21 protein-coding genes are annotated in these 25,142 nt (G+C 63.1%); 17 read left to right on the forward strand and 4 right to left on the reverse strand.

Features of this window, described 5'->3' with window-relative positions:
- The first annotated feature begins 31 nt into the window (after positions 1 to 31).
- From araG to ACYG9R_RS20920, 3 genes are read left to right on the forward strand one after another with little or no spacing between them, the layout of a single operon-like run.
- Positions 32 to 1,543: an L-arabinose ABC transporter ATP-binding protein AraG gene (gene araG / locus ACYG9R_RS20910; RefSeq protein ID WP_023824821.1), complete on the forward strand. Its 1,512-nt coding sequence runs from the start codon at positions 32 to 34 to the stop codon at positions 1,541 to 1,543.
- 11 nt (positions 1,544 to 1,554) lie between these two features.
- Positions 1,555 to 2,505, forward strand: coding sequence for an L-arabinose ABC transporter permease AraH (araH, locus tag ACYG9R_RS20915; protein ID WP_023824822.1), 951 nt, complete (start codon positions 1,555 to 1,557; stop codon positions 2,503 to 2,505).
- A 24-nt stretch (positions 2,506 to 2,529) separates the two neighbouring features.
- Complete coding sequence (locus ACYG9R_RS20920) at positions 2,530 to 3,309, forward strand: SDR family oxidoreductase (RefSeq protein WP_023668121.1); 780 nt, start codon at positions 2,530 to 2,532, stop codon at positions 3,307 to 3,309.
- 62 nt (positions 3,310 to 3,371) lie between these two features.
- Here ACYG9R_RS20920 and ACYG9R_RS20925 read toward each other — a convergent pair whose 3' ends face one another.
- Positions 3,372 to 4,319 carry a GlxA family transcriptional regulator gene (locus tag ACYG9R_RS20925; protein WP_023824823.1) on the reverse strand — a complete coding sequence of 316 codons (948 nt, stop codon included), beginning with the start codon at positions 4,317 to 4,319 and terminating at the stop codon, positions 3,372 to 3,374.
- 86 nt (positions 4,320 to 4,405) lie between these two features.
- On the opposite strand from ACYG9R_RS20925, the gene ACYG9R_RS20930 reads away from it, so the two are divergent.
- The 7 genes from ACYG9R_RS20930 (at position 4,406) to ACYG9R_RS20960 (ending at position 11,540) form a co-directional block, all read left to right on the forward strand.
- Positions 4,406 to 5,113 (forward strand): DJ-1/PfpI family protein, encoded by a 708-nt coding sequence (locus ACYG9R_RS20930; protein ID WP_023824824.1) that lies wholly within the window; start codon positions 4,406 to 4,408, stop codon positions 5,111 to 5,113.
- A 121-nt stretch (positions 5,114 to 5,234) separates the two neighbouring features.
- The gene (locus ACYG9R_RS20935) at positions 5,235 to 5,969 is read left to right on the forward strand and encodes a FadR/GntR family transcriptional regulator (RefSeq protein ID WP_023824825.1); all 735 of its coding nucleotides are present in this window, start codon (positions 5,235 to 5,237) and stop codon (positions 5,967 to 5,969) included.
- On the forward strand, positions 5,966 to 7,162 hold the full coding sequence (locus tag ACYG9R_RS20940) for a PLP-dependent transferase (RefSeq protein WP_023824826.1): 1,197 nt from the start codon (positions 5,966 to 5,968) through the stop codon (positions 7,160 to 7,162). Before ACYG9R_RS20935 ends, ACYG9R_RS20940 begins: the two co-directional genes overlap by 4 nt.
- Before the next feature lie 26 nt (positions 7,163 to 7,188).
- Positions 7,189 to 8,466 carry an ABC transporter substrate-binding protein gene (locus tag ACYG9R_RS20945; protein WP_023685297.1) on the forward strand — a complete coding sequence of 426 codons (1,278 nt, stop codon included), beginning with the start codon at positions 7,189 to 7,191 and terminating at the stop codon, positions 8,464 to 8,466.
- Positions 8,467 to 8,697: 231 nt separating this feature from the next.
- Positions 8,698 to 9,621, forward strand: coding sequence for a carbohydrate ABC transporter permease (locus ACYG9R_RS20950; protein WP_023685296.1), 924 nt, complete (start codon positions 8,698 to 8,700; stop codon positions 9,619 to 9,621).
- On the forward strand, positions 9,621 to 10,469 hold the full coding sequence (locus tag ACYG9R_RS20955; RefSeq protein ID WP_023691354.1) for a carbohydrate ABC transporter permease: 849 nt from the start codon (positions 9,621 to 9,623) through the stop codon (positions 10,467 to 10,469). The genes ACYG9R_RS20950 and ACYG9R_RS20955 overlap by 1 nt, the downstream gene beginning before the upstream one ends.
- Before the next feature lie 3 nt (positions 10,470 to 10,472).
- Positions 10,473 to 11,540 carry an ABC transporter ATP-binding protein gene (locus ACYG9R_RS20960; protein ID WP_023668129.1) on the forward strand — a complete coding sequence of 356 codons (1,068 nt, stop codon included), beginning with the start codon at positions 10,473 to 10,475 and terminating at the stop codon, positions 11,538 to 11,540.
- Positions 11,541 to 11,542: 2 nt separating this feature from the next.
- On the opposite strand, the gene ACYG9R_RS20965 is transcribed toward ACYG9R_RS20960, so the two are convergent.
- Positions 11,543 to 12,385 carry an AraC family ligand binding domain-containing protein gene (locus ACYG9R_RS20965; protein WP_081725414.1) on the reverse strand — a complete coding sequence of 281 codons (843 nt, stop codon included), beginning with the start codon at positions 12,383 to 12,385 and terminating at the stop codon, positions 11,543 to 11,545.
- A 245-nt stretch (positions 12,386 to 12,630) separates the two neighbouring features.
- On the opposite strand from ACYG9R_RS20965, the gene melA (ACYG9R_RS20970) reads away from it, so the two are divergent.
- The 6 genes from melA (ACYG9R_RS20970) (at position 12,631) to melA (ACYG9R_RS20995) (ending at position 21,619) form a co-directional block, all read left to right on the forward strand.
- Positions 12,631 to 14,097, forward strand: a complete 1,467-nt coding sequence (melA, locus tag ACYG9R_RS20970) for an alpha-glucosidase/alpha-galactosidase (protein ID WP_023687911.1) — start codon at positions 12,631 to 12,633, stop codon at positions 14,095 to 14,097.
- Between the two features lie 98 nt (positions 14,098 to 14,195).
- Positions 14,196 to 16,307: an ABC transporter substrate-binding protein gene (locus tag ACYG9R_RS20975; protein ID WP_023725460.1), complete on the forward strand. Its 2,112-nt coding sequence runs from the start codon at positions 14,196 to 14,198 to the stop codon at positions 16,305 to 16,307.
- 97 nt (positions 16,308 to 16,404) lie between these two features.
- Positions 16,405 to 17,412 (forward strand): ABC transporter permease, encoded by a 1,008-nt coding sequence (locus ACYG9R_RS20980; RefSeq protein ID WP_023725459.1) that lies wholly within the window; start codon positions 16,405 to 16,407, stop codon positions 17,410 to 17,412.
- Positions 17,413 to 18,549: an ABC transporter permease gene (locus ACYG9R_RS20985; protein WP_023687914.1), complete on the forward strand. Its 1,137-nt coding sequence runs from the start codon at positions 17,413 to 17,415 to the stop codon at positions 18,547 to 18,549.
- Positions 18,550 to 18,559: 10 nt separating this feature from the next.
- On the forward strand, positions 18,560 to 20,227 hold the full coding sequence (locus tag ACYG9R_RS20990) for an ABC transporter ATP-binding protein (RefSeq protein WP_023739498.1): 1,668 nt from the start codon (positions 18,560 to 18,562) through the stop codon (positions 20,225 to 20,227).
- 21 nt (positions 20,228 to 20,248) lie between these two features.
- Positions 20,249 to 21,619 (forward strand): alpha-glucosidase/alpha-galactosidase, encoded by a 1,371-nt coding sequence (melA, locus tag ACYG9R_RS20995; RefSeq protein WP_352608518.1) that lies wholly within the window; start codon positions 20,249 to 20,251, stop codon positions 21,617 to 21,619.
- Between the two features lie 29 nt (positions 21,620 to 21,648).
- Here the strand turns inward: melA (ACYG9R_RS20995) and ACYG9R_RS21000 are convergent, their stop codons facing one another.
- Both ACYG9R_RS21000 and ACYG9R_RS21005 read right to left on the reverse strand, forming a co-directional pair.
- A complete protein-coding gene (locus ACYG9R_RS21000) occupies positions 21,649 to 23,295 on the reverse strand; it encodes an acetolactate synthase large subunit (RefSeq protein WP_023824827.1) in 1,647 nt (548 codons plus the stop codon).
- 107 nt (positions 23,296 to 23,402) lie between these two features.
- A complete protein-coding gene (locus ACYG9R_RS21005) occupies positions 23,403 to 24,311 on the reverse strand; it encodes an AraC family transcriptional regulator (protein ID WP_196813619.1) in 909 nt (302 codons plus the stop codon).
- Positions 24,312 to 24,437: 126 nt separating this feature from the next.
- On the opposite strand from ACYG9R_RS21005, the gene ACYG9R_RS21010 reads away from it, so the two are divergent.
- The gene (locus ACYG9R_RS21010; RefSeq protein ID WP_023824829.1) at positions 24,438 to 25,094 is read left to right on the forward strand and encodes a glutathione S-transferase family protein; all 657 of its coding nucleotides are present in this window, start codon (positions 24,438 to 24,440) and stop codon (positions 25,092 to 25,094) included.
- Positions 25,095 to 25,142 lie beyond the last annotated feature (48 nt).

Consider the following 25,142-nt stretch of genomic DNA (forward strand, 5'->3'; position numbering starts at 1 on the left):
CTGTTTGGCATGGCAAAAGGATAGGCGCCCCATGTCCTTTCTCGACTTCTCGGAAATCACCAAGACCTATCCGGGCGTCAAGGCGCTGTCGGACGTCTCGTTCGGCGTCGACAAGGGCGCCGTGCACGGCCTGATGGGCGAGAACGGCGCCGGCAAATCCACGCTGATCAAGATCCTGTCCGGCGACCAGCATGCCGATGACGGCGAGATCCTCATCGACGGCAAGATGCAAGCCTATGCAACGACGCGAGATGCCTTCGACAATGGCGTCATCGTCATCCACCAGGAACTGCAGCTGGTTCCCGAGCTCACTGTTGCCGAAAACCTCAGCCTCGGCCGCTTCCCCGCCAACGCCGGCATCATCGCCCGTGCCAGGATGCTGGACGATGTTGGCGCCAAGCTGAAATCAGCCGGCATCGACATCGATATCAGCCGCAAGGTCAAGACGCTGTCGATCGGCGAGCGCCAGATGGTCGAGATCGCCAAGGCGATCATGCTCGACGCGCGCGTCATCGCTCTGGACGAGCCGACCTCGTCATTGTCGTCGCGCGAAAGCGAAATCCTGTTTGCCCTGATCGACCGCCTGCGCGGCGAGGGCAAGGTCATCATCTATGTCTCGCACCGGCTGGACGAAGTGTTCCGCCTCTGCGACAGCCTGACCGTGCTGCGCGACGGCAAGCTCGCGGCGCACCATGCGTCGCTGAAAAACGTCACACGCGACCAGGTCGTCGCCGAAATGGTCGGCCGCGAAATCTCCGATATCTGGGAGTTTCGCCCACGCCCGGCCGGCGATGTCCGGCTGAAGGTCGACGCTGTTTGCGGAGTAAAACTGACGACGCCCGCCAGCTTCGAGGCGAGGGCGGGCGAGATCGTCGGCTTCTTCGGCCTGATCGGCGCGGGGCGCTCGGAACTGATGCGGCTGGTGTTCGGCGCCGACCCGCGCTCAGGTGGCACCATTACCGTTGATGGCAAGGTCGTGCATGCCACCGATCCGCATGACGCGATCCGCGCCGGGATCGTTTTGTGCTCGGAAGACCGCAAGCATGACGGCATCATCCAGGGCCGCTCGATCGAGGAGAACATCAACATCTCGTCGCGGCGTCATCACACACGCTTCGGAATCCTGAACCGCGCTAGCGAGATCGCCACCGCCGAGACCTTCATTAACAAGCTCAAGGTGCGCACGCCGTCGCGCAAGCAGGACATCATCAACCTCTCCGGTGGCAACCAGCAGAAGGTCATTCTCGGCCGCTGGCTGTCGGAGCAGGGCGTGCGCGTGCTTATCGTCGACGAGCCGACACGCGGTATCGATGTCGGCGCCAAAGCGGAAATCTACGAACTGCTCTACCAGCTTGCCGAAGACGGCATGGCGATCGTCGTCGTCTCGTCCGAACTGCCGGAAGTGATGGGCATTTGCGACCGCATCCTGGTGATGTGCGGCGGGCGCATCAGCGCCGAACTCGCGCGCGACCAGTTCGCCGAAAAAGCGATCCTGGCCGCCGCTCTTCCCGATCAGAAAACCCCCGACGCGATCGCATCCTGAGGATCTTTGCCATGACCGATCAGTTGAAGAAGATCCTGCTCGGCGAACAGGGCCTCGTCGTGATCTTCATCGTCGCCTTCGCGCTGGTGTCGCTGCTGGTGCCGAATTTTCTGACCGACCGCAACATGCTCGGCCTGCTGCAATCGGTGGTCACCGTCGGCATCGTCGCCTGCACGATGATGTTCTGCCTCGCCGCGCGCGACTTCGACCTCTCGGTCGGTTCGATCGTTGCTTTCGCCGGCATGGTCGCGGTGATGGCGTCGAACTATACCGGATCGATCCTGCTCGGGCTTCTCGCGGCAATCGCCTGCGGCGCCTTGGTCGGCTTCATCAATGGCGTCGTCATCGCCAAATTCCGCATCAACGCGCTGATCACGACGCTTGCCACCATGCAGATCGTGCGCGGCCTTGCGCTGATCGCATCCGATGGCCGCGCCGTCGGCATCAACAGCCCGGATTTCTACCAGCTGGCGCTATCCAAGCTGTTCGGCATTCCGACGCCGGTCTGGGTCCTGGCCGTGCTGTTCTGCATCTTCGGTTTTGTCCTCAATCGTACCGTCTTCGGCAAGAACACGCTGGCCATCGGCGGCAACCCGGAGGCCTCGCGCCTGGCGGGCGTCAATGTCGACTGGACGCGCATCTGGATCTTTGCTCTGCAAGGCGTGGTCTGTGGCATCGCCGGCATCCTTTTGGCCTCGCGCATCACGTCGGGCCAGCCCAATGCGGCGGTCGGGCTTGAACTCTCGGTCATCTCGGCCTGCGTGCTCGGCGGCGTCTCGCTTGCCGGCGGCCGCGCCACCATGTCGGGCGTCATCGTCGGCGTGCTGATCATGGGCATTGCCGAAAACGCCATGAACCTGCTCAACATCCCAGCCTTCTACCAATACATTGTGCGCGGCGTGATCCTGCTGCTTGCCGTTTTGCTCGACAATCTGCGTTCGTCGGCACTGGGCCGGCGCTGACCATCTTCCAGTGGAGTGACAGCCATGGCTGAGCGCCTGTCCGGCAAACGCATCTTCCTCACCGGCGCCGCGCAAGGCATTGGGCTTGCCATCGCTGAAGCTTGCCTCGCCGAAGGGGCAAGGCTGTTCCTGGTTGATCGCGACGGCGCGCTGCTGGACAAAGCGGTCGCCGGCCTAGCAGCGCCGCAGGGCCATGTCGGGCATGTCTCAGCCGACATCAGCGACGGTGCCGCGATTGCCGCAGCCGTCGGTCAAGCGACCGACGCGATCGGGCCGATCAACGCGCTGATCAACAATGCCGGCATGAATGTGTTCTCGACGCCGCTCGAGGCGACCGAGGAGGAGTGGAACCGCAATTTCGACGTCAACGTCAAGGGCGCCTGGAACTGCGCCAAGGCGGTGCTCCCGGCAATGATCGCAAATGGCGGTGGCGCCATCCTTAACATCGCCTCGACGCACAGCTTCACCATCATCCCTCATACCTTCCCCTATCCCGTGGCCAAGCACGCGCTGCTTGGGCTGACCAAATCGCTGGCGCTGGAATATGCCGGGCAGGGCGTGCGCGTGAACGCCCTGGCGCCCGGCTATGTCGAGACGCAGAAGGCGACCGACTATTGGAACAGCTTTGCCGACCCGGCGGCCGCGCGCGCCAGGACGCTGGCGCTGCATCCAGGCGGCCGCATCGCCTCGGCGCGCGAGATCGCGCTGGCCGCTGTGTTCATGATTTCTGAGGAATGCCCGTTTATGAACGCCGCGACCCTCGTTGTCGATGGCGGGCTCAGCCAGCTACAGCATCCCGCCTGAACGCTGGAGAGGCTCTATTTCTACCGCGTCGACCGCCGGCTTAATGGCGCGAGCCGTCGCGATCAGAAACGCTCGCGATAGGCGCGCGGATTGGTGCCCAGCACGCGCAAAAAACCGCGCCGCATGGTTTCTTCCGAGCCGAAACCGCAGCGGCGGGCCGTCTGGTTGACGGGCTGGCCCCGCTCCAGCATCCGTCGCGCCGCCTCGATCCGGATCTCCTCGATCGCGCGGGCGGGTGTCCGGCCCGTGGCCTCGCGATAGCGCCGCGAGAAGCTGCGCGGGCTCATATTGGCGTGGTCGGCCAATTGCGTGAGCGACAGGTCACCGGCCAGATTTTCGAGGATCCAGCCATGCAGCAGGTCGAAGCGCCCGTCGCCTTGCTGCAGCTTGAGGGTCTGGCTGAATTGCGCCTGGCCACCGGGACGTTTCAGGAAGACCACCAACTCGCGCGCCACGCCGAGGGCCGTGTGCCGGCCAAGGTCGGCCTCGACGAGGGAGAGGGCGAGATCGATCCCCGCCGTTACGCCGGCGGATGTCCAGACATTGCCGTCGCGGATGAAGATCGGATCGGGTTCGAGCCGGACCGCGGGAAAGCGCCGGGCGAACTCCGCGCAGCGTCCCCAATGGGTCACCGCGCGGCGCCCGTCGAGCAGGCCCGCCTGCGCCAGCAGCATGGCGCCGCTGCAAACGGACGCGGTTCGCGTGGCATCGTGCGAGCGGCCGGCGATCCATTGAACCAGTTCGGGATCGTCGCAGGCCGCGTTGACGCCCCATCCGCCGGGGACAAGCAGCGTGTCGATCTTACCTCCGTGGGTTGGCAGCGCCGTGGCCTCCAGCACCAGACCGGCCGAGGTCCTTATCCGGGGTGAGGCGGCGACGACCACGACCTCGTAAGGAGCCGGTTCGCCGGCCTGCCTTTTGAAATCATTGGCGCTGGCAAAGACCTGCAGCGGTCCGCTGACGTCGAGGAGCTGGATGTCGGGATAGGCAAGTACTTCGATACGGCGCATTGGTTTGGCCCGAAGCGAGGGATGAATGGCAATCGTGCCAAACCATGATGCCGTAGATTGGTGGAAGTCAACCCACGGAGATTTCCATGCCCCTTCGTTTCGGCATCCTCGTATTCCCCGACGTCCAACAACTCGACCTCACCGGCCCATACGAAGTCCTGGCATCGGCCAAGGATGCCGAGGTGGAATTGATCTGGAAGGATCGCAACCCGGTGACGTCATCGACGCGCCTCTCGCTGACGCCAACCGCGACCTTTGACGATTGCCGGACCCTCGACGTGCTGTGCATTCCTGGCGGGGGCGGGGTCAACGCGCTGCTGGAGGACCAGACAGTCCTCGATTTCGTGTGGGAGCGCGCGGGGCAGGTGCGCTACATCACCTCCGTTTGCAGCGGTGCCCTGGTGCTTGGGGCGGCCGGACTGCTGACGGGCAAGCGCGCGACCACGCACTGGTATGCGCATGATTTCCTCGAGGAGTTCGGAGCGATCCCGGTCGACGAGCGTATCGTCGAAGACGGCAAGCTCATCACCGCCGGCGGTGTCACTTCGGGGATCGATTTCGGCCTGGCGCTGGTTGCGAGGCTGCTTGGACAGGAGGAGGCCGAGATCGGGCAGCTCTCGCTCGAATACGCCCCGGCTCCTCCCTTTCGGTCCGGCACGCCCGCCGAGGCTTCGCCGGCCGTGCTGGCGCAGGCAAAGGAGCGGCTCGCGGGTTCAAGGCGGGTTCGCGAGGAAATGTTCGCTCGCTGGCGCGAGGCTCGCGCCGCCGCTGCGCCGGCGCGCATCCACGGCTGAAGCAGCAGGGCCGAAGGTGCATCCCCTGGCCCTTCGGCCTTGCTGCGTTTCCACTGTTGACAGGTCCCTTCGTCTGTGCAGAAATTGGTTGGACCATTGAACCACTTCGGTAATAGCCCCGGTGACCCAATTCAGCCTTCCGCCGATCCAGACGACGGCCCGCGACGACGCGGTGCTGAAGGCGTTGGCCGGCTTCGTCATGCGCGAGAAGCTGGAACCCGGTGAGAGGCTGCCGACCGAACGCATCCTCGCTGAGCGTCTGAAGGTCAGCCGCAATACGGTGCGCGAGGCGCTGACGCGCTGGGAAGGGCTTGGCCTGGTCGAGCGCCGGCAGGGCTCGGGCACCTATCTCAAGGCCGCCGTCTCGCTCGACATGCTGCACATGCCGCTGACGCTTGCCGGCGGCAATGATTTCACCGGCCTGATGCGCACGCTGGAAATCCGCCGCGCGCTGGAAGCGGAAGCCGCCGCCCTTTGCGCCATTCGTGCCGACAGGGACGACCTCGCCGAGATCGAGCGCAAGCTCGACATCATGGAGGAAGAGTTTCTCAGCCGCGCCGGCATGTCGTCGGAAGAGGACTGGGAATTCCATCAGGCGATCTACCGCGCCTGCGGCAATCCGCTGTTCGAGCAGATTATCGCCGCCATGCACGAACTGTTCCACCGCTTCTGGGAACATCCGCTCGGCGTGCGCGATTTCGGCCACGCAAGCTTTCCCTACCACCGCACCATGTTCGACTGCATCGCCGCGCACGATCCGGAAGGCGCCCGGGCCGAAGCGCTGAAACTGATCGCCACGGTCGAGAACGATTTGAAGCGCGGCGCCGCCAACCTCAAACTTTCGGTCCGCAGATGAACGAGCACAGCTTCGACCCAGGCATTTCCGGCAGCGACTATCTCGCCGAGGCGGCGACGCTTCTGGCGCATGACGACCCGTTCCCTGGCAATGCGGTGGTGCCGCCGATCTACCAGACCTCGCTGTTCACCTTCGCCAGCTATGCCGACATGGCCGACACCTTTGCCGGGCGCAGGAAGCAGCCGATCTATTCGCGCGGCGACAACCCGACGGTGATGGAATTCGAGTCACGCGTCGCAGCGCTCGAAGGTGCGGAAGCCGCGCGCGGATTCTCCAGCGGCATGGCGGCGATCAGCGCGACATTGCTTGCCTTTGTCGGCGCCGGCGAGCGCATCGTTGCGGTGCGCAACTGCTATGGTGACGCCTACCGACTGTTCGAGCGGTTGTTCCCGCGCCTGCACATCAAGGTCGACTATGTCGACGGCTCCGATCAGGATGCGGTGGCCGCGGCTCTTCCCGGCGCCAAACTGCTCTACCTGGAAAGCCCGACCTCGATGACGTTCGAGCTGCAGGATCTCGAACATCTGACGCGGCTGGCGAAAGAGCAGGGCATCGTCACCACCATCGACAATTCCTGGGCGACGCCGGTGTTCCAGAAGCCGATCCTGCACGGCGTCGATCTGGTGCTGCACTCGGCCTCGAAATATCTCGGCGGCCACAGCGATACCGTCGCCGGTGTGGTGGCGGGCTCGGCCGCCCATATCAAGCACATCAACGACCAGACCTACTCGCAGCTTGGCGCAAAGCTGTCGCCCTTCGAGGGCTGGCTGCTGTTGCGCGGCCTGCGCACGCTGCCGCTGAGACTGCCGCATCACATGAAGAGCGGGCTCATCATCGCCGAGCGCTTGAAGGCGCATGACAAGGTCGAGCGGGTCAATCATCCCGCCTATTCCAACCATCCCGGCAAGAAGACGCTTGCCGGCTATGCCGGGCTGTTCTCCTTCGAGGTGACGGAGGATGTCGACATTCCCGCTTTCGTCGATGCGCTGAAATTTTTCCGCATCGGCGTCAGCTGGGGCGGTCATGAAAGCCTCGTCGTGCCGGCAAAGGCCTCGCTCGAGCAGACACCGGGTCTCAATTCGATGGCGCGCTTCGGCGTCAGCCCCCGAACCATCCGCTTCAATGTCGGATTGGAAAGCGTCGAAGACCTCTGGGCCGACATCGGCCAGGCCTTCGACAAAGCAAAAAAATGACTGGGTTCAAAATGGGAGTTCTGAACATGAAACGACTGAGCATCATGCTTGCCACCGCTGCCGGCCTGGCGATGTCCGCCAGCGGCGCATTGGCCGACACCACCCTCAAGCTGGTCGAGGTCATCACCAGCCCGCAGCGCACCGAATTCCTGAAGAAGCAGATCGCCGAGTTCGAGGCCGCCAATGCCGGCGTCAAGGTCGAGGTGGTCTCGCTGCCCTGGGGGCAGGCCTTCGAGAAATTCCTCACCATGGTGCAGGCCGGCGATACGCCCGACATCGTCGAGATGCCGGAGCGCTGGATGGGCCTGTACGCGACCAACGGCCAGCTCGAGGATCTCGGCCCTTACATGGCCAAATGGGACGACGCCAAGACGCTGGGCGACCGCGCCAAGCAATTCGGCTCGACCGTCAACAACACCCAGTTCATGATCCCGTACGGCTACTATGTGAATGCGCTGTTCTGGAACAAGAAGCTGTTCAAGGAGGCCGGTCTCGACGGCCCGCCGGCGACGCTCGACGACTTCATCGCCGATTCCAAGAAGATCTCCGCCATTCCGGGCAAGTACGGCTACTGCCTGCGCGGTGGCCCGGGCGCCTTCAACGGCATGCACATGTTCATGAACATCGCCGCTGGCAAGGGCGGCTACTTCAACGAGGACGGCACCTCGACCATCAACGAGGAGGGCTCGGTCAAGGGCCTGCAGATGCTGGCCGACATGTACAAGGACGGGCTGGCGCCCAAGGATGCGGTGAGCTGGGGCTTTAACGAGACCGTCACCGGCTTCTATTCCGGCACCTGCGCCATGCTCAACCAGGATCCGGATGCGCTGATCGGCATTGCCGACAAGATGAGTGCCGACGATTTTGCCGTGGCGCCGCTGCCTGTGGGGCCAAGCGGCAAATCCTATCCGACGCTGGGCTATGCCGGCTGGGCGATGTTCGCCAATTCGCAGCACAAGGACGATGCCTGGAAGCTGATGGCGACGCTGTTGTCGCCCAAGGACAATCTCGAATGGGCCAAGGAAGTCGGCGTCGTGCCGATCCACAATGGCGCCGACCAGGATGCCCACTTCAAGACCGAGCAGTTCAAAGGCTGGTTCACCGAACTCAGCGACACTTCCAAATATGAAATGGTGACGCCGCCGACACATCTGGAGAACCTCGGCAATTTCGTCGACCAGGTGGCGATCAAGAATTTCCAGGAAGTGCTGCTCGGCCAGAAGTCGGCCAAGGACGTTGCCGATCAATGGGCCGCGTTCCTGACCAAGGAACAGCAGGACTGGCTGGCCAAGAACAAGAAGTAGTTCTTCCACCTTCTCCCCGTTTACGGTGAGAAGGTGGCCCGAATGCATATCGCCCAAAAGTGCGTAGCGGTTTTGGGGCAACGACATGCACAGACAGGCCCGGATGAGGGGCAGCGCGAGCACCCCAAGGCTGGCGCCGCCCCTCATCTGCCTGCCGGCATCTTCTCCCCGTGAACGGGGAGAAGGGTGCTGTTGCCGCTGTCGGCACCCACCCATGATTGTTGAGCGCTAATGACTTATGCCGTGTCCGAAATACGATCCGCCGGCCGGCCGCGAAAGAAGCGGCTGACGCATGCAGCAATCGAGCCCTGGCTTTATCTCAGCCCGGCGATCGTTCTGCTGGTCGTGGTGCTGCTGGTGCCGCTGATCATCGGCATCAGCTATTCGTTCCGGAAGTTCTCCGCCTTCAAATCCGAATATGTCGGTCTAGGCCAGTATCAGGCGATGCTGACCGACCAGGTGCTCGGGCAGGCGCTGGTCAACACGCTGTGGTGGACCGTCGCCAGCCTGTTCTTCCAGTTCTTCCTCGGCCTGGGTCTGGCGTTGCTGCTCGACAAACCGTTTGTCGGGCGCAAGTTCGTGCAGGCGGTGGTGTTCCTGCCCTGGGCGGTGCCATCTTTCCTGTCGGGCCTGACCTGGGCGTGGCTGTTCAATCCGATCATCGGACCACTGCCGCATTGGCTCTTCACGCTCGGGCTGAAGGCCGAGCCGACCAATGTGCTGTCCGATCCGGCGACCGCCATGTGGGGGCCGATCATCGCCAACATCTGGTTCGGCATTCCGTTCTTCGCCATCACGCTGCTGGCGGCGCTGAAGTCGATCCCGTCGGAACTGCATGAGGCGGCCGCAATCGACGGCGCTTCGCCTTGGCAGCGCTTCACCAAGGTGACGCTGCCGTTCCTGGCGCCGACCATCGTCATCACCGTCATGCTGCGTACGATCTGGATCGCGACCTTCGCCGATCTGATCTTCGTCATGACCGAGGGCGGGCCGGCCGGCTCGACCAGCACGGTGCCGGTCTACATCTATGTCAGCGCCTTCAAGTCGCTGGACAAGGGCTATGCCTCCGCGGTGGCGGTGCTGCTACTGGTACTGCTCATCGCCTATGCGATCGCGCTGATCGCCATCCGCCGGTTGCTGGTGAGGCACGTCTGATGATTGCCGGACGCTCTACCTCCTCGCGCATCTTCAGCGGCGTCGGCCTCTACGCGGCGATTGCCGCCTATATGATCTTCGCCCTGTTCCCGATCTTCTGGACGCTGAAGATTTCGGTGACGCCGGAGCGGCTGCTCTATTCCGAGGGCATCACGCTGTGGCCGTCGCAGACGACCTTCCGCAACTTCATCACTGTCCTGGAAGCCTCTGACTTCCCCCGCTATTTCCTCAACAGCGTTATCGTCTCGGTGTCGACGGCGGCCTTGGTGACAGTCATCGCCACGCTCGCCGGCTACGCCATGTCGCGCTTCACCTTTCGCGGCAAGGCAACGCTGGCGATCATGCTTTTGCTGACGCAAACCTTCCCGCTGGTGATGGTCATTCCGCCGATCTACCGCGTCATGGGCGAGCTTGGCCTGACCAACAGTCTGGTTGGTCTGATCATCATCTACACCGCCTTCAACACCGCCTTCGCCACCTTTCTGATGCAGTCCTTCTTCGACGGCATTCCGAAGGATCTGGAGGAAGCGGCGATGATCGACGGCTGCACCCGGGCGCAGGCGATGCGCAAGGTGATCGTGCCGCTGACCTTGCCCGGCATGGGCGCCACGCTCGGCTTCGTCTTCACCGCCGCCTGGAGCGAATTGCTGTTCGCGCTGATGCTGATCTCCAGCGACGACCAGAAGACCTTTGCCGTCGGCCTGCTCACCTATATCGGCAAGTTCGCCGTGGACTGGGGGCAGATGATGGCGGCGTCGATCCTGGCGCTGATCCCGGTCTGCATCTTCTTCGCCTTCCTGCAACGCTATCTCGTCACCGGCCTCACCGCCGGCGCGGTCAAAGGATAATCGATGGCTTCCGTCACGCTGCAAAACGTCGAGAAGGACTACGGTTCGCTGCGCATCCTGCACGGCGTCGACCTCGAAATCGCCGATGGCGAGTTCGTCGTTCTGGTCGGCCCGTCCGGCTGCGGCAAGTCGACCCTTTTGCGCATGATTGCCGGGCTGGAGGAAGTGTCGGGCGGCGAGATCCATATCGGCGATCGGCTGGTCAACGATGTCGCGCCGAAGGACCGCGATATTGCCATGGTTTTCCAGTCCTACGCGCTCTATCCGCACATGGACGTGTCGTCGAACATGGGCTTCAGCCTGCTTTTGAAGAAGGCGGAGAAGACGACGATCGACGGCAGGGTAGGGGCGGCGGCCAAGCGCCTCGGCCTCGACAGTTTCCTCGGACGTCTGCCCAGGCAACTGTCCGGCGGCCAGCGCCAGCGCGTCGCCATGGGCCGCGCCATCGTGCGCGATCCCAAAGTGTTCCTGTTCGACGAACCGCTCAGCAATCTCGACGCCAAATTGCGCGTCCATATGCGCGCCGAGATCAAGGCGCTGCACCAGCAGCTCAAGACCACATCGGTCTATGTCACCCACGACCAGATCGAAGCCATGACTATGGCCGACCGCATCGTCGTCATGCATGACGGTTACGTCCAGCAGGTCGGCCATCCGCTCGAACTCTACGATCGGCCGATCAACACTTTTGTGGCCGGCTTCATCGGCTCGCCCGGCATGAATTTCTTTCCGGCGACAGTCGCCAAGGGCGGCAAGGTGGATGCGGTGCTGGCCGACGGCCAGAAGCTGAGATTGCCTGATGGCTTGCCATCGAAGGATGGCGATGTGCTCACCGTCGGGCTACGGCCGGAGCACATCCAGCTTGCCGACGATGGTCCGCTCAAGGCAGAAGTCGAGGTGGTCGAGCCGCTCGGCCTGTCGACGCAGTTCTATGTCCGGCTCGCCAACCAGCTGGTTTGTGTCTTCGTCATGGGACGCAGCACTATCCGACCGCGCGATACGGTGCGGCTGTCTGCCGATCCGGCGGCGCTGCATCTGTTCGATCCCGCAAGCGGCAACCGCATCGGGTAATCCTATCGAAGGCTGCCCAGGCTGGCATACATGCCGGTGGTACGGAACTGCGTCGGGTTGATGCCGTAGAGCCGGCGGAAGACTTTCGAGAAATAGTTGGCGTCCTCGAAGCCGCACAGGATGGCGACCTCCTTGACCGGCAGGAAATCGGCTTTGGTTAGCAGCTTCGCCGCCCGCTGCAGCCGCTGCTGCAGCACGAACTCGGCCGGCGGAACGCCTTCGCTCTCGGCGAAGCAGCGCGAGAAATGGGCGCGGCTGAGGCCGCTGATCTGGACGAGCTCGGCCACGGGCAAGGGCTTGTCGAGATTGGCGTTGATATGATCGATGACCGGCTGCATGACGCTCTGTTTCTCAGTGAAGGCGTGCGAGCCGAAGACATCGTCGTAAAGCGCCATCGCCGCCTCATAGGCGATTGCCGAAGCAGCGCCAGGCGAAGCGCCGCCCTTGATCAGGCGCAGGCTGCAATCGGCGAGATGATCGATCGTCTCCGGCTGCAGCCGAAACACCGGGCCGGAGACGCTGAGTATGGATTTGTGGACGCGCAGCGCCTCCTCGCCATTCATCGAGATCCAGAAATATTCCCAGCGGTCGCCCTTCTCCAGCCAGTAGCGATGGTTGTGCGGCACCAGCACCAGCAGCGTGTCGTTGGCCTGCAGGCGGTAGTTGCGGTTCTCGTAGCGCAGCTGGCCGGTGCCGCTGATCGTGTGCTGCAGCACGGTGAACGGTGTCTGGCCGCGCTTGCGCCCATCCCAGTCATAGGTCACGCCCTCGCGTACTTCATAGCCGGTGCTGGTTGGCATGGCATGCAGGCGTTGGCGGCCGCGCGGCAGCGAGATGGTGCGCATCAACTGTCCGTTGGCGATCAGATCATGCAGCACAAAATTACCCTCGAAAGCATAATCGTTCTCTGGCCGCGCCCTGGAATAACGGCATAATCCAAATCCTGAGAACGCGAAAGACCCGCGGTCGAGGAGCGGGCGGGGAGGAGAACGAGCCGGAATTCCGGCTCGAATGGCATGCGCGCCGAGGCGAGCCGCCATTCCCTTTCTGTTGCTCCTTACCCGGCATTCGAATGCATCGAGGTGAGGTGATGAGTTTCAAAATCGCTATTATCGGCGCCGGCAGCGTCGGCTTCACCAAGAAGCTGTTCACCGATATTTTGTGCGTCCCGGAATTCAGCGACATCGAATTCGCGCTGACCGATCTCAGCGAACACAATCTGCAAATGATCAAGGCGATCCTCGACCGCATCGTCGAGGCCAACAAGCTGCCGACCAGGGTGACGGCGACGACCGACCGCCGCAAGGCGCTGGAAGGCGCGCGCTACGTCATCAGCTGCGTGCGGGTGGGCGGGCTCGAAGCCTATGCCGACGATATCCGCATTCCCTTGAAATACGGCATCGACCAGTGCGTCGGTGACACGATTTGCGCCGGGGGCATCCTCTACGGCCAGCGCAACATCCCGGTCATCCTCGACTTCTGCAAGGATATATTGGAGGTCGCCGAGCCAGGCGCCAAATTCCTCAACTATGCCAACCCGATGGCGATGAACACTTGGGCGGCGATCGAATATGGCAAGGTCGATACGGTCGGCCTCTGCCACGGTGTCCAGCACGGCGCCGAACAGATCGCCGAAGTGCTCGGCGCCAAGTCGCACAGCGAACTCGATTATGTCTGCTCCGGTATCAACCACCAGACCTGGTTCATCGATTTGCGGCTCAACGGCCGCAAGATCGGCAAGGACGAACTGGTGGCTGCCTTCGAGGCGCATCCGGTCTATTCGCAGCAGGAAAAGCTGCGCATCGACGTGCTGAAGCGCTTCGGCGTCTACTCCACCGAAAGCAACGGTCATCTCTCCGAATATCTGCCCTGGTATCGCAAGCGGCCGGACGAAATCACCCGCTGGATCGACATGTCCGATTGGATCCATGGCGAGACCGGCGGCTATCTTCGCTACTCCACGGAAACCCGCAACTGGTTCGAGACGGAATATCCGCAATTCCTCGAAGCGGCGTCGAAGCCGCTCGACGTATCGAAGCGCTCGAACGAGCATGCCAGCCATATTCTCGAAGCGCTGGAGACGAACCGCGTCTATCGCGGCCACTTCAACGTCAAGAACACCGGCATCATCACCAATCTGCCGCAGGACGCGATCATCGAATCGCCCGGTTTCGTCGATCGCTTCGGCATCAACATGGCGTCAGGCATCACGCTGCCGGAAGCCTGCGCGGCCACCTGCATGGCTTCGATCAACGTTCAGCGCATGTCGGTGCATGCGGCTGTTACGGGCGACATTGACCTGCTCAAGCTCGCGGTGCTGCACGATCCGCTGGTGGGTGCGGTGTCGACGCCGGAAGAGGTCTGGCAGATGGTCGACGAGATGGTCGTCGCCCAGGCGCGTTGGCTGCCGCAATACGCCGATGCCGTGCCGGCCGCCAAGGAGCGGCTTTCGAAATCGATGGTGAAAACCCGCGACTGGGCGGGTGCGGCGCGGCGCAAAGTGCGCTCGATCGAGGAACTGCGCGCCGAAAAAACGGCCCTGAAACAGGCCGGCTGAGAATGCTGGCAGGCGGACAGCGGGAGGCCGGTTCGCCAATCAGCCATCATGAATAGATGCGGGCAGCAGCAGACGTCGAAACATCTGGGAGGAACACAATGAGGAACTTTCGTGGAATTGGCATTCTCGCCGGGCGAAGAATTGGCATTCTCGCCGGGCTGGCGCTGAGCGTCTCGGCATTGGCGCTTGGCAGTGCATACGCGTCCGAGCCGACCACGCCGCCGGCGCCGGCGGCGTTTCCCGCCGAGGGCAAAATCAAATACGTCGCCCGCGATTCCATCCTGGAGTTCAAGGCGCTGCCCGAATATCACGAGCCCGAGTGGGTCACCGAGAAATACGTCAAGACTGGCAAGCTGCCGCCGGTCAAGGATCGCCTGCCGAAGGAGCCGCTGGTGTTCAAGACCGGCAACATGCCGGACGGCATCGGCGTTTATGGCGACACCATGCGCCACGTCATTGGCGGCCGGCCGGAAGGCTGGAATTATGGCGCCGGCCAGACCCAAGGATGGGGCGGCATCGACATCGGCCTTTCGGAATGCCTGACGCGCACCGCGCCTTTGTTCCAGGTCGAGGCCAAGGACACCGAGCCGCTGCCCAACCTCGCCAGGAGCTGGGACTGGTCGAAGGATGGCCACACGCTGACCATGCACCTGGTCGAAGGCGCCAAATGGTCTGACGGCGTTGCCTTCAATGCCGACGATGTCATGTTCTACTGGGACGATGAGGTCGTCGACCCCAATGTCTCGCCGTTGAACGGCGCCACAGCGGAAACCTTCGGTGTCGGCACGACGCTGAAGAAGGTCGACGACTACACCGTCGAGTGGACCTTCAAGGACGCTTTCCCCAAACAGTATCTCTACGCCATGGCCTACGGCACCTTCTGCCCCGGCCCGGCGCATATCCTGAAGCCGCAGCATCCGAAGTACTCGAAGAATACCTACGAGCAGTTCAAGAACGCGTTCCCGCCGGAATATATGAACATTCCGGTGATGGGTGCCTGGGTGCCGGTGGAGTATAGGCCCGACGACATCATCGTCTTGCGCCGCAATCCCTACTACTGGAAGGTCGACGAGAAGGGCAACCAGCTGCCCTATCTCAACGAACTGCACTACAAGCTGTCGACCTGGGCCGACCGCGACGTGCAGGCGGTGGCAGGGGCCGCCGACTTCTCCAACCTCGAGCAGCCGGAGAATTTCGTCGCTTCGCTGAAGCGAGCGGCGGACAAGGACGCGCCGGCCCGGCTCGCCTTTGGCCCGCGCCTGATCGGCTACAATCTGCGCATGAACTTTTCCGCCAATGGCTGGGGCAATCCCGACGAACGCGGCCAGGCGATCCGCGAGCTCAATCGCAATGAGGACTTCCGCAAGGGCATCACCATGGCGCTCGACCGCAAGGCGCTCGGCGACTCGCTGGTCAAGGGGCCGTTCACCGCCATCTACCCCGGTGGCTTTTCCTCGGGCACCAGCTTCTATGACCGCAACTCGACCGTCTACTATCCCTTCGACATCGAGGGCGCCAAGGCGGAACTGGCCAAGGCTGGTCTCAAGGATACGGATGGCGACGGCTTCGTGAACTTCCCGGCCGGGACCGCCGGCGGCAAGAATGTCGAGATCGTGATGCTGGTCAACAATGACTACGGCACTGACAAGAGCCTCGCCGAAGGCGTCGTCGGCCAGATGGAAAAGCTTGGCATCAGGGTCGTGCTCAACGGCCTCAACGGCACCCAGCGTGATGCCTCGCAATATTCCGGCCGCTTCGACTGGCTGATCAGGCGCAACGAGCAGGAGCTGACTTCCGTCGTGCAGAATACCGTGCAACTCGCGCCCGTCGGACCCAAGACCAGCTGGGATCACCGCGCGCCCGAAAGCGGCGTGGTCGACCTGATGCCGTTCGAAAAGGAGCTTGTCGACATCGTCAACAAGTTCGTCTCCTCGTCAGACAATGACGAGCGCGCCAGCCTGATGAAGACGTTCCAGAAGATCTCGACGGAGCATGTCTACAATATCGGACTGACCGAATATCCCGGCGCCCTGATCATCAACAAGCGCTTCTCCAACATCCCGCAGGGAACGCCGATCTTCATGTTCAACTGGGCCGAGGATTCGATCGTGCGCGAACGCGTCTTCGTCGCCGCCGACAAGCAGCAGAAATACGAACTCTTTCCCGACCAGCTTCCCGGCAAGCCCGGCGACAAGGGTCCGACGAACTGAGTTTCCTCCCCTGGCTGACGCCCGGCCGCGCTGCGCGCGGCCGGGACGGAGTAAGGTCAGCGGCAACAGATTAGATCCAAGGAGGAGAAACGGTCCGATGCTGCGATTCCTGGCCATGCGCATAGCATCGGCGGTCCCGGTCATGGTCATCCTGAGCCTGGTCACCTTTGCCATCATCCAGGCGCCGCCGGGCGACTATGCCGACTATATCCGCTCGCAGCTCATCAACCAGGGCGGGGCGTCTTTTGCCGAAGCCGACGCGCAGGCGCAAGCCTATCGGGTCGAGCACGGCCTCGATAAACCGCTGCCCGTCCAGTACCTGAACTGGGTCGCCGGCATCATCACCCGCGGCGATTTCGGCTACAGCCTCTATTACAACAAGCCGGTCGCCGCCGTGGTCGGCGAGCGGCTGCCGCGCACGCTGCTGCTGGCACTGGTCTGCCATCTGCTGGCGTCGGTGCTCGGCATCACCTTCGGCATCTGGGCGGCGACCAGGCAATACACATGGATCGACTCGGGGCTGTCGGCCATCTCCTTCCTCGGCATGACGGTGCCGCGCTTCCTGATGGCGCTGATCATCGTCTATCTCCTGGTCTTCCAGTTCAACGTGTCGGAGATCGGCAGCTTCTTCTCGCCGCAATATGGCGGCGCGCCGTGGTCGTGGGCGAAATTCGCCGACCTCGTCAAGCATGTCTGGCCGGTGGTGGCGATCGCCACCTTCGGCGGGCTCGCCTACAATATGCGCGTCATGCGCGGCAATCTGCTCGATACGCTGAACGCGCAATATGTCGAGACGGCCAAGGCCAAGGGCCTGACCGGCAGCGCCGTCGTCATGCGCCATGCCGTGCCCAACGCACTGCACCCGCTCATCATGTATCAGGGCGTGGTGCTGCCCTACATGCTGACCGGCGAGATCGAGACGGCGATCATCTTTGCGCTGCCGACGGTCGGGCCGGCCATTGTCGGCTCGATGGCGGTCGGCGACGTTTATGTCACGGCGACCTTCATGATGGTGCTGTCGGCAACGCTGATCGTCGGCAACATCATCGCCGACATGCTGCTCGCGCTGCTCGATCCGCGCGTACGCCAGTTCAGGGAGAGCTAGATGCTGGCGCGTGACCCATCCCCGCCGCCGCCCCCGGCTGAAGCAACCGCGATTGCGACCCCACGCGGCAATGAGAGCTATATGGCGCTGGTCTGGCGCCGGCTGAGGCGCTCCTGGACCGGCATGGCCGGGCTGATCCTGGTCGTGCTTCTGGTGCTGATGGCGCTATTCGCCGATTTCTTCGCGCCGATGGACCCCAAGGTGACCGATGTCGCTTTCGCCCCGCCGCAAGTGATGAGTTTTCACGACAGAGACGGGAATTTCGTGCTCCAGCCGCGGGTCTATGCGCTGGCGGATTCTGCTGACCTCGACCCGGTCACCTTCCAGCCGGTCGTCGGGCCGGATTACGAGCATCCGCGCCTGCTCGGCTTCTTCGTCAAGGGCGCCGACTACCGGCTGCTTGGACTGATCCCCGCCAACCGGCATTTCTTCGCTTCGGCCGACGGCCAGCCGGTGCATTTTCTCGGCACCGACAAATTCGGCCGGGATGTGTTGTCGCGCGCCATCCAGGGCTCGCGCGTCTCGCTGATGATCGCGCTGACGGTGGTGTTCATCATCACCGTCATCGGCACCACGGTCGGCATGGTCTCGGGCTATTTCGGCGGCCGCTTCGACGTCTGGATGCAGCGCTTCGTCGAGTTGGTGCTCGCCTTCCCGCAATTGCCGCTCTATCTTGCGCTGACGACGCTGATCCCGGTGACCGCGCCGACCAACGTTTTCCTCGCCTTCGTCATCATCGTCATGTCGGCGCTGGGCTGGGCGCAGATGTCGCGCGAGGTGCGCGGCAAGACGCTGGCGCTGGCGCGGATCGACTATGTGCGCGCTGCCATGGCGGTTGGCGCCACCGACATGCGTATCATCATGCAGCACATTTTTCCCAATGTGATGAGCCACGTCATCGTCGCCGTGACGATCGCCATCCCGACGGTGGTGCTGCTCGAAGCCTTTCTCGGCTTCCTCGGCTTCGCCGTGAAACCGCCGCTGATCTCATGGGGGCTGATGCTGCAGGACACGGCTACCTATTCGGTCATCGGCACCTATCCGTGGATCCTGTCGCCGGTCGGCTTCGTGCTGATCACCGTCTTTGCCTTCAACGCGCTGGGCGACGGCCTGCGCGATGCCGTCGATCCCTATTGAGGTGGCCGGGATGACCGTTGCGCTCGCAGCCACCTTCGCACCAGCCGTCCGGCTCGACCATGCCGGCCGCCACGACCAACCCATCATCGATGCCCGCAACATCGAGGTCGCCTTCAAGGTCGAGCACGGCGTCGTCGACGCGGTGAAGGATGTCTCGTTCCAGCTCTATCGCGGCGAGACGATCGCCATCGTCGGCGAGTCCGGTTCCGGCAAGTCGGTGACGGCGCGCGCTGTCATGGGGCTCTTGTCGAAGCGGGCCACCGTGTCGCCGAACTCGACCATCGACTATTGCGGGCAGGACATACTGAAATTCCCCGAGAGCGCCCGGCGCAAGCTGCGCGGCAATCGCATCTCGATGATCTTCCAGGAGCCGATGAGCTCGCTCAACCCGATCTATACGGTCGGCAGTCAGATCGTCGAGGCGATCAGAGTGCATCGAAAGGTCAGCCGCAAGCAAGCCTGGGCGCGGGCGCTCGAGCTTTTGCGGCATGTCCAGATCCCCGAGCCGGAAGCGCGCATCAAACAGTATCCGCACCAGATGTCGGGCGGGCAGCGCCAGCGCGTGATGATCGCTATGGCGCTCGCCAACGACCCTGATGTGCTGATCGCCGACGAGCCAACGACAGCGCTCGACGTCACGGTGCAAGCACAGATCCTCAATTTGATCCGCAATCTGCAAAAAGAACTCAGGATGGCGGTCATCCTGATCACCCACGACCTTACCGTGGTGCGGAAATTCTCGGACTATGTCTATGTCATGCAGCATGGCGAGATGTGCGAGCACAACGTTACCGAGCGGCTGTTCGCCGACCCGCAGCATGCCTATACCAAGCGGCTGCTCGCGTCCGAGCCGCACGGCAAGCCGCAGCCGCTGCCGGAAAACAGCGGCACCATCCTCGAGGCCCGCGATATGCGCGTCTGCTTCATGCTGCGCCATGGCAGCTTCCTGAAGCCGGACTGGCGCGAACTGGTCGCCGTCGACGATCTCGGCCTGAAACTTTGCCGCCACGAAACACTGGGGCTGGTCGGCGAATCCGGCTCCGGCAAGACCACGTTCGGTCTCGCCTTGCTCAAGCTCACCGAGGCCAAGCGCGGCGAGGTCAGCTTCGACGGCCAGCCGATCCACGGCCTGTCGCGCGCCGGGATGCGGCCGCTGCGCTCGCGCATGCAGGTCGTTTTTCAGGATCCGTTCTCGTCGCTTAACCCGCGTATGACGATCGGCCAGATCATCGAGGAAGGGCTGGTCGTCAACAGGATCGGCGCGACACGGCGCGAGCGGGTCGGTCGGGTGCGCGACGCCCTGGTCAGCGCCGGCATGCCCGGCGATATCCTGTCGCGGTTCCCGCACGAATTTTCCGGCGGCCAGCGGCAGCGCATCGCCATTGCCCGAGCCATCGCGCTGGAGCCCGAATTCATCCTGCTCGACGAACCGACATCGGCGCTCGACCTTTCGGTGCAGGCGCAGATCATCGACCTGTTGCGCAAGCTGCAGGACGAACGCGGCCTTAGCTATCTCTTCATTTCGCACGACCTCAAGGTCGTGCGCGCGCTCTGCCACCGTGTCATCGTCATGCAGAACGGCAAGATCGTCGAACAGGGACCCGTGGACGAGGTCCTCACCCATCCCAAGACCGCCTACACCGAACGGCTCGTCAGGGCCGCCTTCGACGTGGCGTAGCAAAGTGCCGGAGGTTTAATAGTGGCAAGACATCCCAGGATCACCTTCATTGGCGCGGGTTCGACCGTGTTCATGAAGAACATTGTCGGCGACGTGCTGCAGCGGCCATCGCTGTCAGCCGCGACGATCGCGCTGATGGACATCAATCCGCAGCGGCTGGAAGAGAGCGCCATCGTCGTCAACAAGCTGATCGCAACGCTGGGCGTGAAGGCGAAGGCCGAGACCTATTCCGACCAGCGCAGGGCGCTCGCCGGCGCCGACTTCGTCGTCGTCGCCTTCCAGATCGGCGGCTTTGAGCCCTGCACCGTCACCGATTTCGAGGTGCCGAAGAAATACGGCCTGCGCCAGACCATTGCCGACACGCTCGGCGTCGGCGGCATCATGCGCGGCCTCCGGACCGTGCCGCATCTGTGGAAGATCTGCGAGGACATGCTGGCCGTCTGCCCCGACGCGATCATGCTGCAATACGTCAACCCGATGGCGATCAACACCTGGGCGATTTCAGAGAAATTTCCTGACATCAAACAGGTCGGCCTCTGCCATTCGGTGCAAGGCACAGCGATGGAACTGGCGCACGATCTCGACATTCCCTACGACGAGATACGCTACCGCTCGGCCGGCATCAACCACATGGCCTTCTACCTGAAGTTCGAGCACCGGCAGCCGGATGGCTCTTACCGCAACCTCTATCCGGACCTCGTCCGCGCCTATCGCGAGGGCAGGGCACCGAAGCCGGGCTGGAACCCGCGGTGCCCCAACAAGGTGCGCTACGAGATGCTCACGCGGCTCGGCTATTTCGTCACCGAAAGCTCCGAGCATTTCGCCGAATACACGCCCTATTTCATCAAGGAAGGCCGCCCCGACCTGATCGACAAGTTCGGCATTCCGCTCGACGAATATCCCAAGCGCTGCATCGAACAGATCGAGCGCTGGAAGGGCCAGGCCGAGGCCTATCGCTCGGCCGACCGCATCGAAGTCGAGCAATCGAAGGAATACGCGTCCTCGATCATGAACTCGGTGTGGACCGGGGAGCCTTCGGTGATCTACGGCAATGTCCGCAACAATGGCTGCATCACCTCGCTGCCGGACAATTGCGCCGCCGAGGTGCCGTGTCTGGTGGACGCCTCCGGCATCCAGCCGACCTATATTGGCGAGCTGCCGCCGCAACTCACCGCGTTGATACGCACCAACATCAATGTGCAGGAACTGACGGTGCAGGCGTTGATGACCGAAAACCGCGAGCACATCTACCACGCGGCGATGATGGACCCGCATACGGCGGCCGAACTCGATCTCGACCAGATCTGGGCGCTGGTCGATGAGTTGCTGGCGACACATGGCGACTGGCTGCCGACCTGGGCGCGTGGGAGCGCCAAGGTCCGGGCCGCCTGAGCGCTGCTGCGGCGGTATCTACTCCACCGTCAGGCCTCCGGTGGCGCCGGCAACCGGTGGCGCAGTTCCTCGACCAGCACGCGCTCGTTCTCCGAATAGTCGATCGGAACGACGACGAGATGGACGCCACCGCCGGCAAAAGCCTGTTCAAGCGTCGATTGTATTTCTGAGACGGCGCCGACCCTGGTTCCCTTGGCGCCATAGGCCTCGGCATATCTGACGAAATCGGGATTGCCGAAGGTCATGCCGAAATCGGGGAACCGGTCGACCGCCTGCTTCCAGCGGATCATGCCGAAAGCATTGTCCTCGATGATCAGCACGACGAGGTTGAGCTTCAGCCTGACGGCGGTTTCCAGTTCCTGGCTGTTCATCATGAAGCCGCCATCGCCGCAGATCGCCATGACGCGGCGTGCGGGATAGAGCATCGCGGCCGTCATCGCCGAGGGCAGGCCGGCGCCCATCGTGGCCAGGGCGTTGTCGAGCAGCAAAGTGTTGGCGACGCGCGTGCGGTAATTGCGCGCGAACCAGATCTTGTACATGCCGTTGTCGAGCGCCAGGATGCCATCGGCCGGCATCACCGCGCGCACGTCATGAACCAGACGCTGCGGCGTGAAACGGTCTTCGGTGGCGCGGGCGGCAATGCGGGTCAAAATGCCTTCGCGCAATGGCAGCAACGCTTGCGCGTTGGGGATCTTGCCCTCGATCCGGTCGGCAAGCAGCCTGAGCGAAGCGCCGATGTCACCGATCACTTCGGTCTGCGGGAAATAGACCTGCTCGACATTGGCTGGCTGGTAACCGACATGGATCACCTTCGGTCCCTTGTCGCCCATAATGAAGGGCGGCTTCTCGATCGTGTCGTGGCCGATGGTGATGATGAGGTCGGCCTGTTCTATCGCCTCATGCACATAGTCGCGCTCCGACAGCGCCGCTGTGCCCATGTAGAGTTCGGTGCCGCCGGGCACCGTGCCCTTGCCCATCTGGGTGGTGAAATAGGGAATGCCGGTTCTGATGACGAACTGGGCGAGGTCGGAGGTCGAGCGCGGCCGCGACGCGGCGGCGCCCAGCATCGCCAGCGGCCGCTGCGCCTTGATGATCATCTCAGCGGCACGGTCGAGCGCCAGCGGGCTGGCCAGCGGAAGCTCGACCGGATGCGGCGGGATCAGCGCGACATCATCGCACTCCTCGGCCGCGATGTCTTCGGGCAGTTCCAGATGCACCGGCCCCGGACGCTCCTCCTCGGCAATCCGAAACGCTTCGCGCACCACGGCGGGAATGGTCTTCGCCGAGATGATCTGACGTGACAGCTTGGTCAACGGCTTCATCGCGGCGACGATGTCGACGATCTGGAAGCGGGCCTGGCGCGACGAGCGGATGCCCTTCTGCCCGGTGATCATGATCATCGGCATGGCGCCGAGCAGCGCATAGGCGGCACCCGTCGTCAGGTTCAGGGCGCCGGGTCCCAGCGTGGTGATGCACACACCTGGCTTGCCGGTGAGCCTGCCATGGGTGGCGGCCATGAACGCCGCCGCCTGCTCATGACGGGTGAGGATGAGCTGGATCGAGGATTTGCGGATGGATTCGACGACGTCCAGGTTTTCTTCGCCGGGAATGCCGAAGATGCGATCGACGCCCTCATTCTCGAGGGCGGCAACAAGCAGGTCAGAACCTTTGGGCACGAAGCATCTCCTGGGCAAAGCGGCGGCGAACCGCGTCGGGATATGATCAGACATAGTGCTGGCAAAGTCCTACCGCGAGGCGCGGCCGCCGCCAATATCGCTCTGCCTTACAGATCCTTCCGTTTCCTGAATTGGCCGGGCGAGACGCCGGCGTGGCGCCTGAAGGCGGTGGAGAAGGCGGCTTCCGAGCTGTAGCCGACCGCCTCGGCGACTTGGCCCAGGCTCTTGCCCTCGTGCAGCAGCCGGCTGGCCTGCCGCATGCGGCAGCCGAAGAGATAGGCCATGGGCGCTTCGCCGACGAGATCGCGAAAGCGGGCGGCAAAGGTTGCCCTGGAGAGCCCGACCGCGCGTGCCAGGGTCTCGATCGTCCAGTCGTGGCCATAGGCTTCATGCAGGGTGGCGAGCGCTCTGGCGATCGCGGGGTCCTGCAATCCCCTCAGCCAACCTGGATTGTCCATGCTTTCCAGACCGGAGCGCAAGGCGCGCGTGACGATGGCCCCAGACAGGCGAGCCATGACCACGTCGCTGCCGGGACCTTCGTCGGTCGCTTCCACCAGCAAGGCCTCGACATAGCCACGCAGCCATTTGGGCAGACGGCCATTCGATCCCCGGATGTGAACGATGCGCGGCAGGCCGGCAAGTGCCGGATGGTCGGCGTCGCGAAAGGCGAAGGCGCCGCACAGGATGACGGTCTTTTCGCCTTCGCCGCCGCTGCGAATACGCCCGGCTGCGGTTTGGGTCGCCAGTTCGGCGGCGGGGACGTTCGCGCTTTTGAGCGCGCCGGGCGACCGCAGCACATGCGGATCGGCGCGCGGTGCAATGATCAGGTCGCCGGCATCGAGAGGCTCGACATCTTCCTCACCGAACACCGCCTCGCATCGCCCCTTGATGACGACGTGAATGCCGCGAAGCCCAGCCTGGCTGAACGAGATCGCCCAGGGAGCGGCCAGTTCGAGGCGCCGGTACCCGGCGGCTGCGAAGTGCAATTCGCGCATGAGGGTAGCCAGGAGATCCACGCTTCGCTCCAGAAACAGACGATCGATAAATCAATCCAGACGCTGTCGAATAGCGCGCCGGCCTTATTGGACCTAGCTATCCCCGACAGGCCGCTTGTCGGCGATAACGAAACTCAGGAGTAATTCATGCCGCCAATCGAGCTTTTTGTCGCGCAGCTTTGTCCCTATGCGCACAGTGTCAGGCTCGCCCTTGCCGAGAAAGGCCTGCAGGCGACGGAAATCGAAATCGATCTGCGCAACAAACCGGCGTGGTTCCTGAAACTCACGCCGACGGGAAAGGTGCCGCTGCTGCGCCATCAGGGGCAATATGTCAGGGAGTCGGCGATCATCTGCGAATATCTCGATGATGCATTCCCCGAACGGCCGATTTTCCCCAGGGATGCTCATGCCCGCGCTGAGGCGCGCATCTGGATCAGTTTCGCCGACACGCAGCTTTACGCCAGGACGGCAACCATGATGCACAGTTCCGACGCTATGGTTCATGAGCGGATCAAGGCCCAGCTTGCCGACGCCCTGCGCTTTGTGGAACAGCATGCCTTTGCGAGGCGAGGGGCGGACGAACGGTTTTTGCTGGGCTCGGAATTCAGCGCCGCCGACATCGCCTTCTATCCCTGGTTCGAACAGCTGTGCGTGCTTGAGAAATATCTGGGCTTCGTCATGCCGACCGAATGCGAGCGCCTGCTGCGGTGGCAGGAAACGGTTGCCGCCAGGGAGGCGGTGCGGACCTGCGCCAGGTCAACCGGCTTCTATCTGGAATCCTATGGCCGGCTTCTCGCGGCATGAGACGAGCGGGCAAACGGAAAAAAAATCCCCGGCAATGGCGCTGGAGGG

This window comes from Mesorhizobium sp. RSR565B (assembly GCF_054719465.1).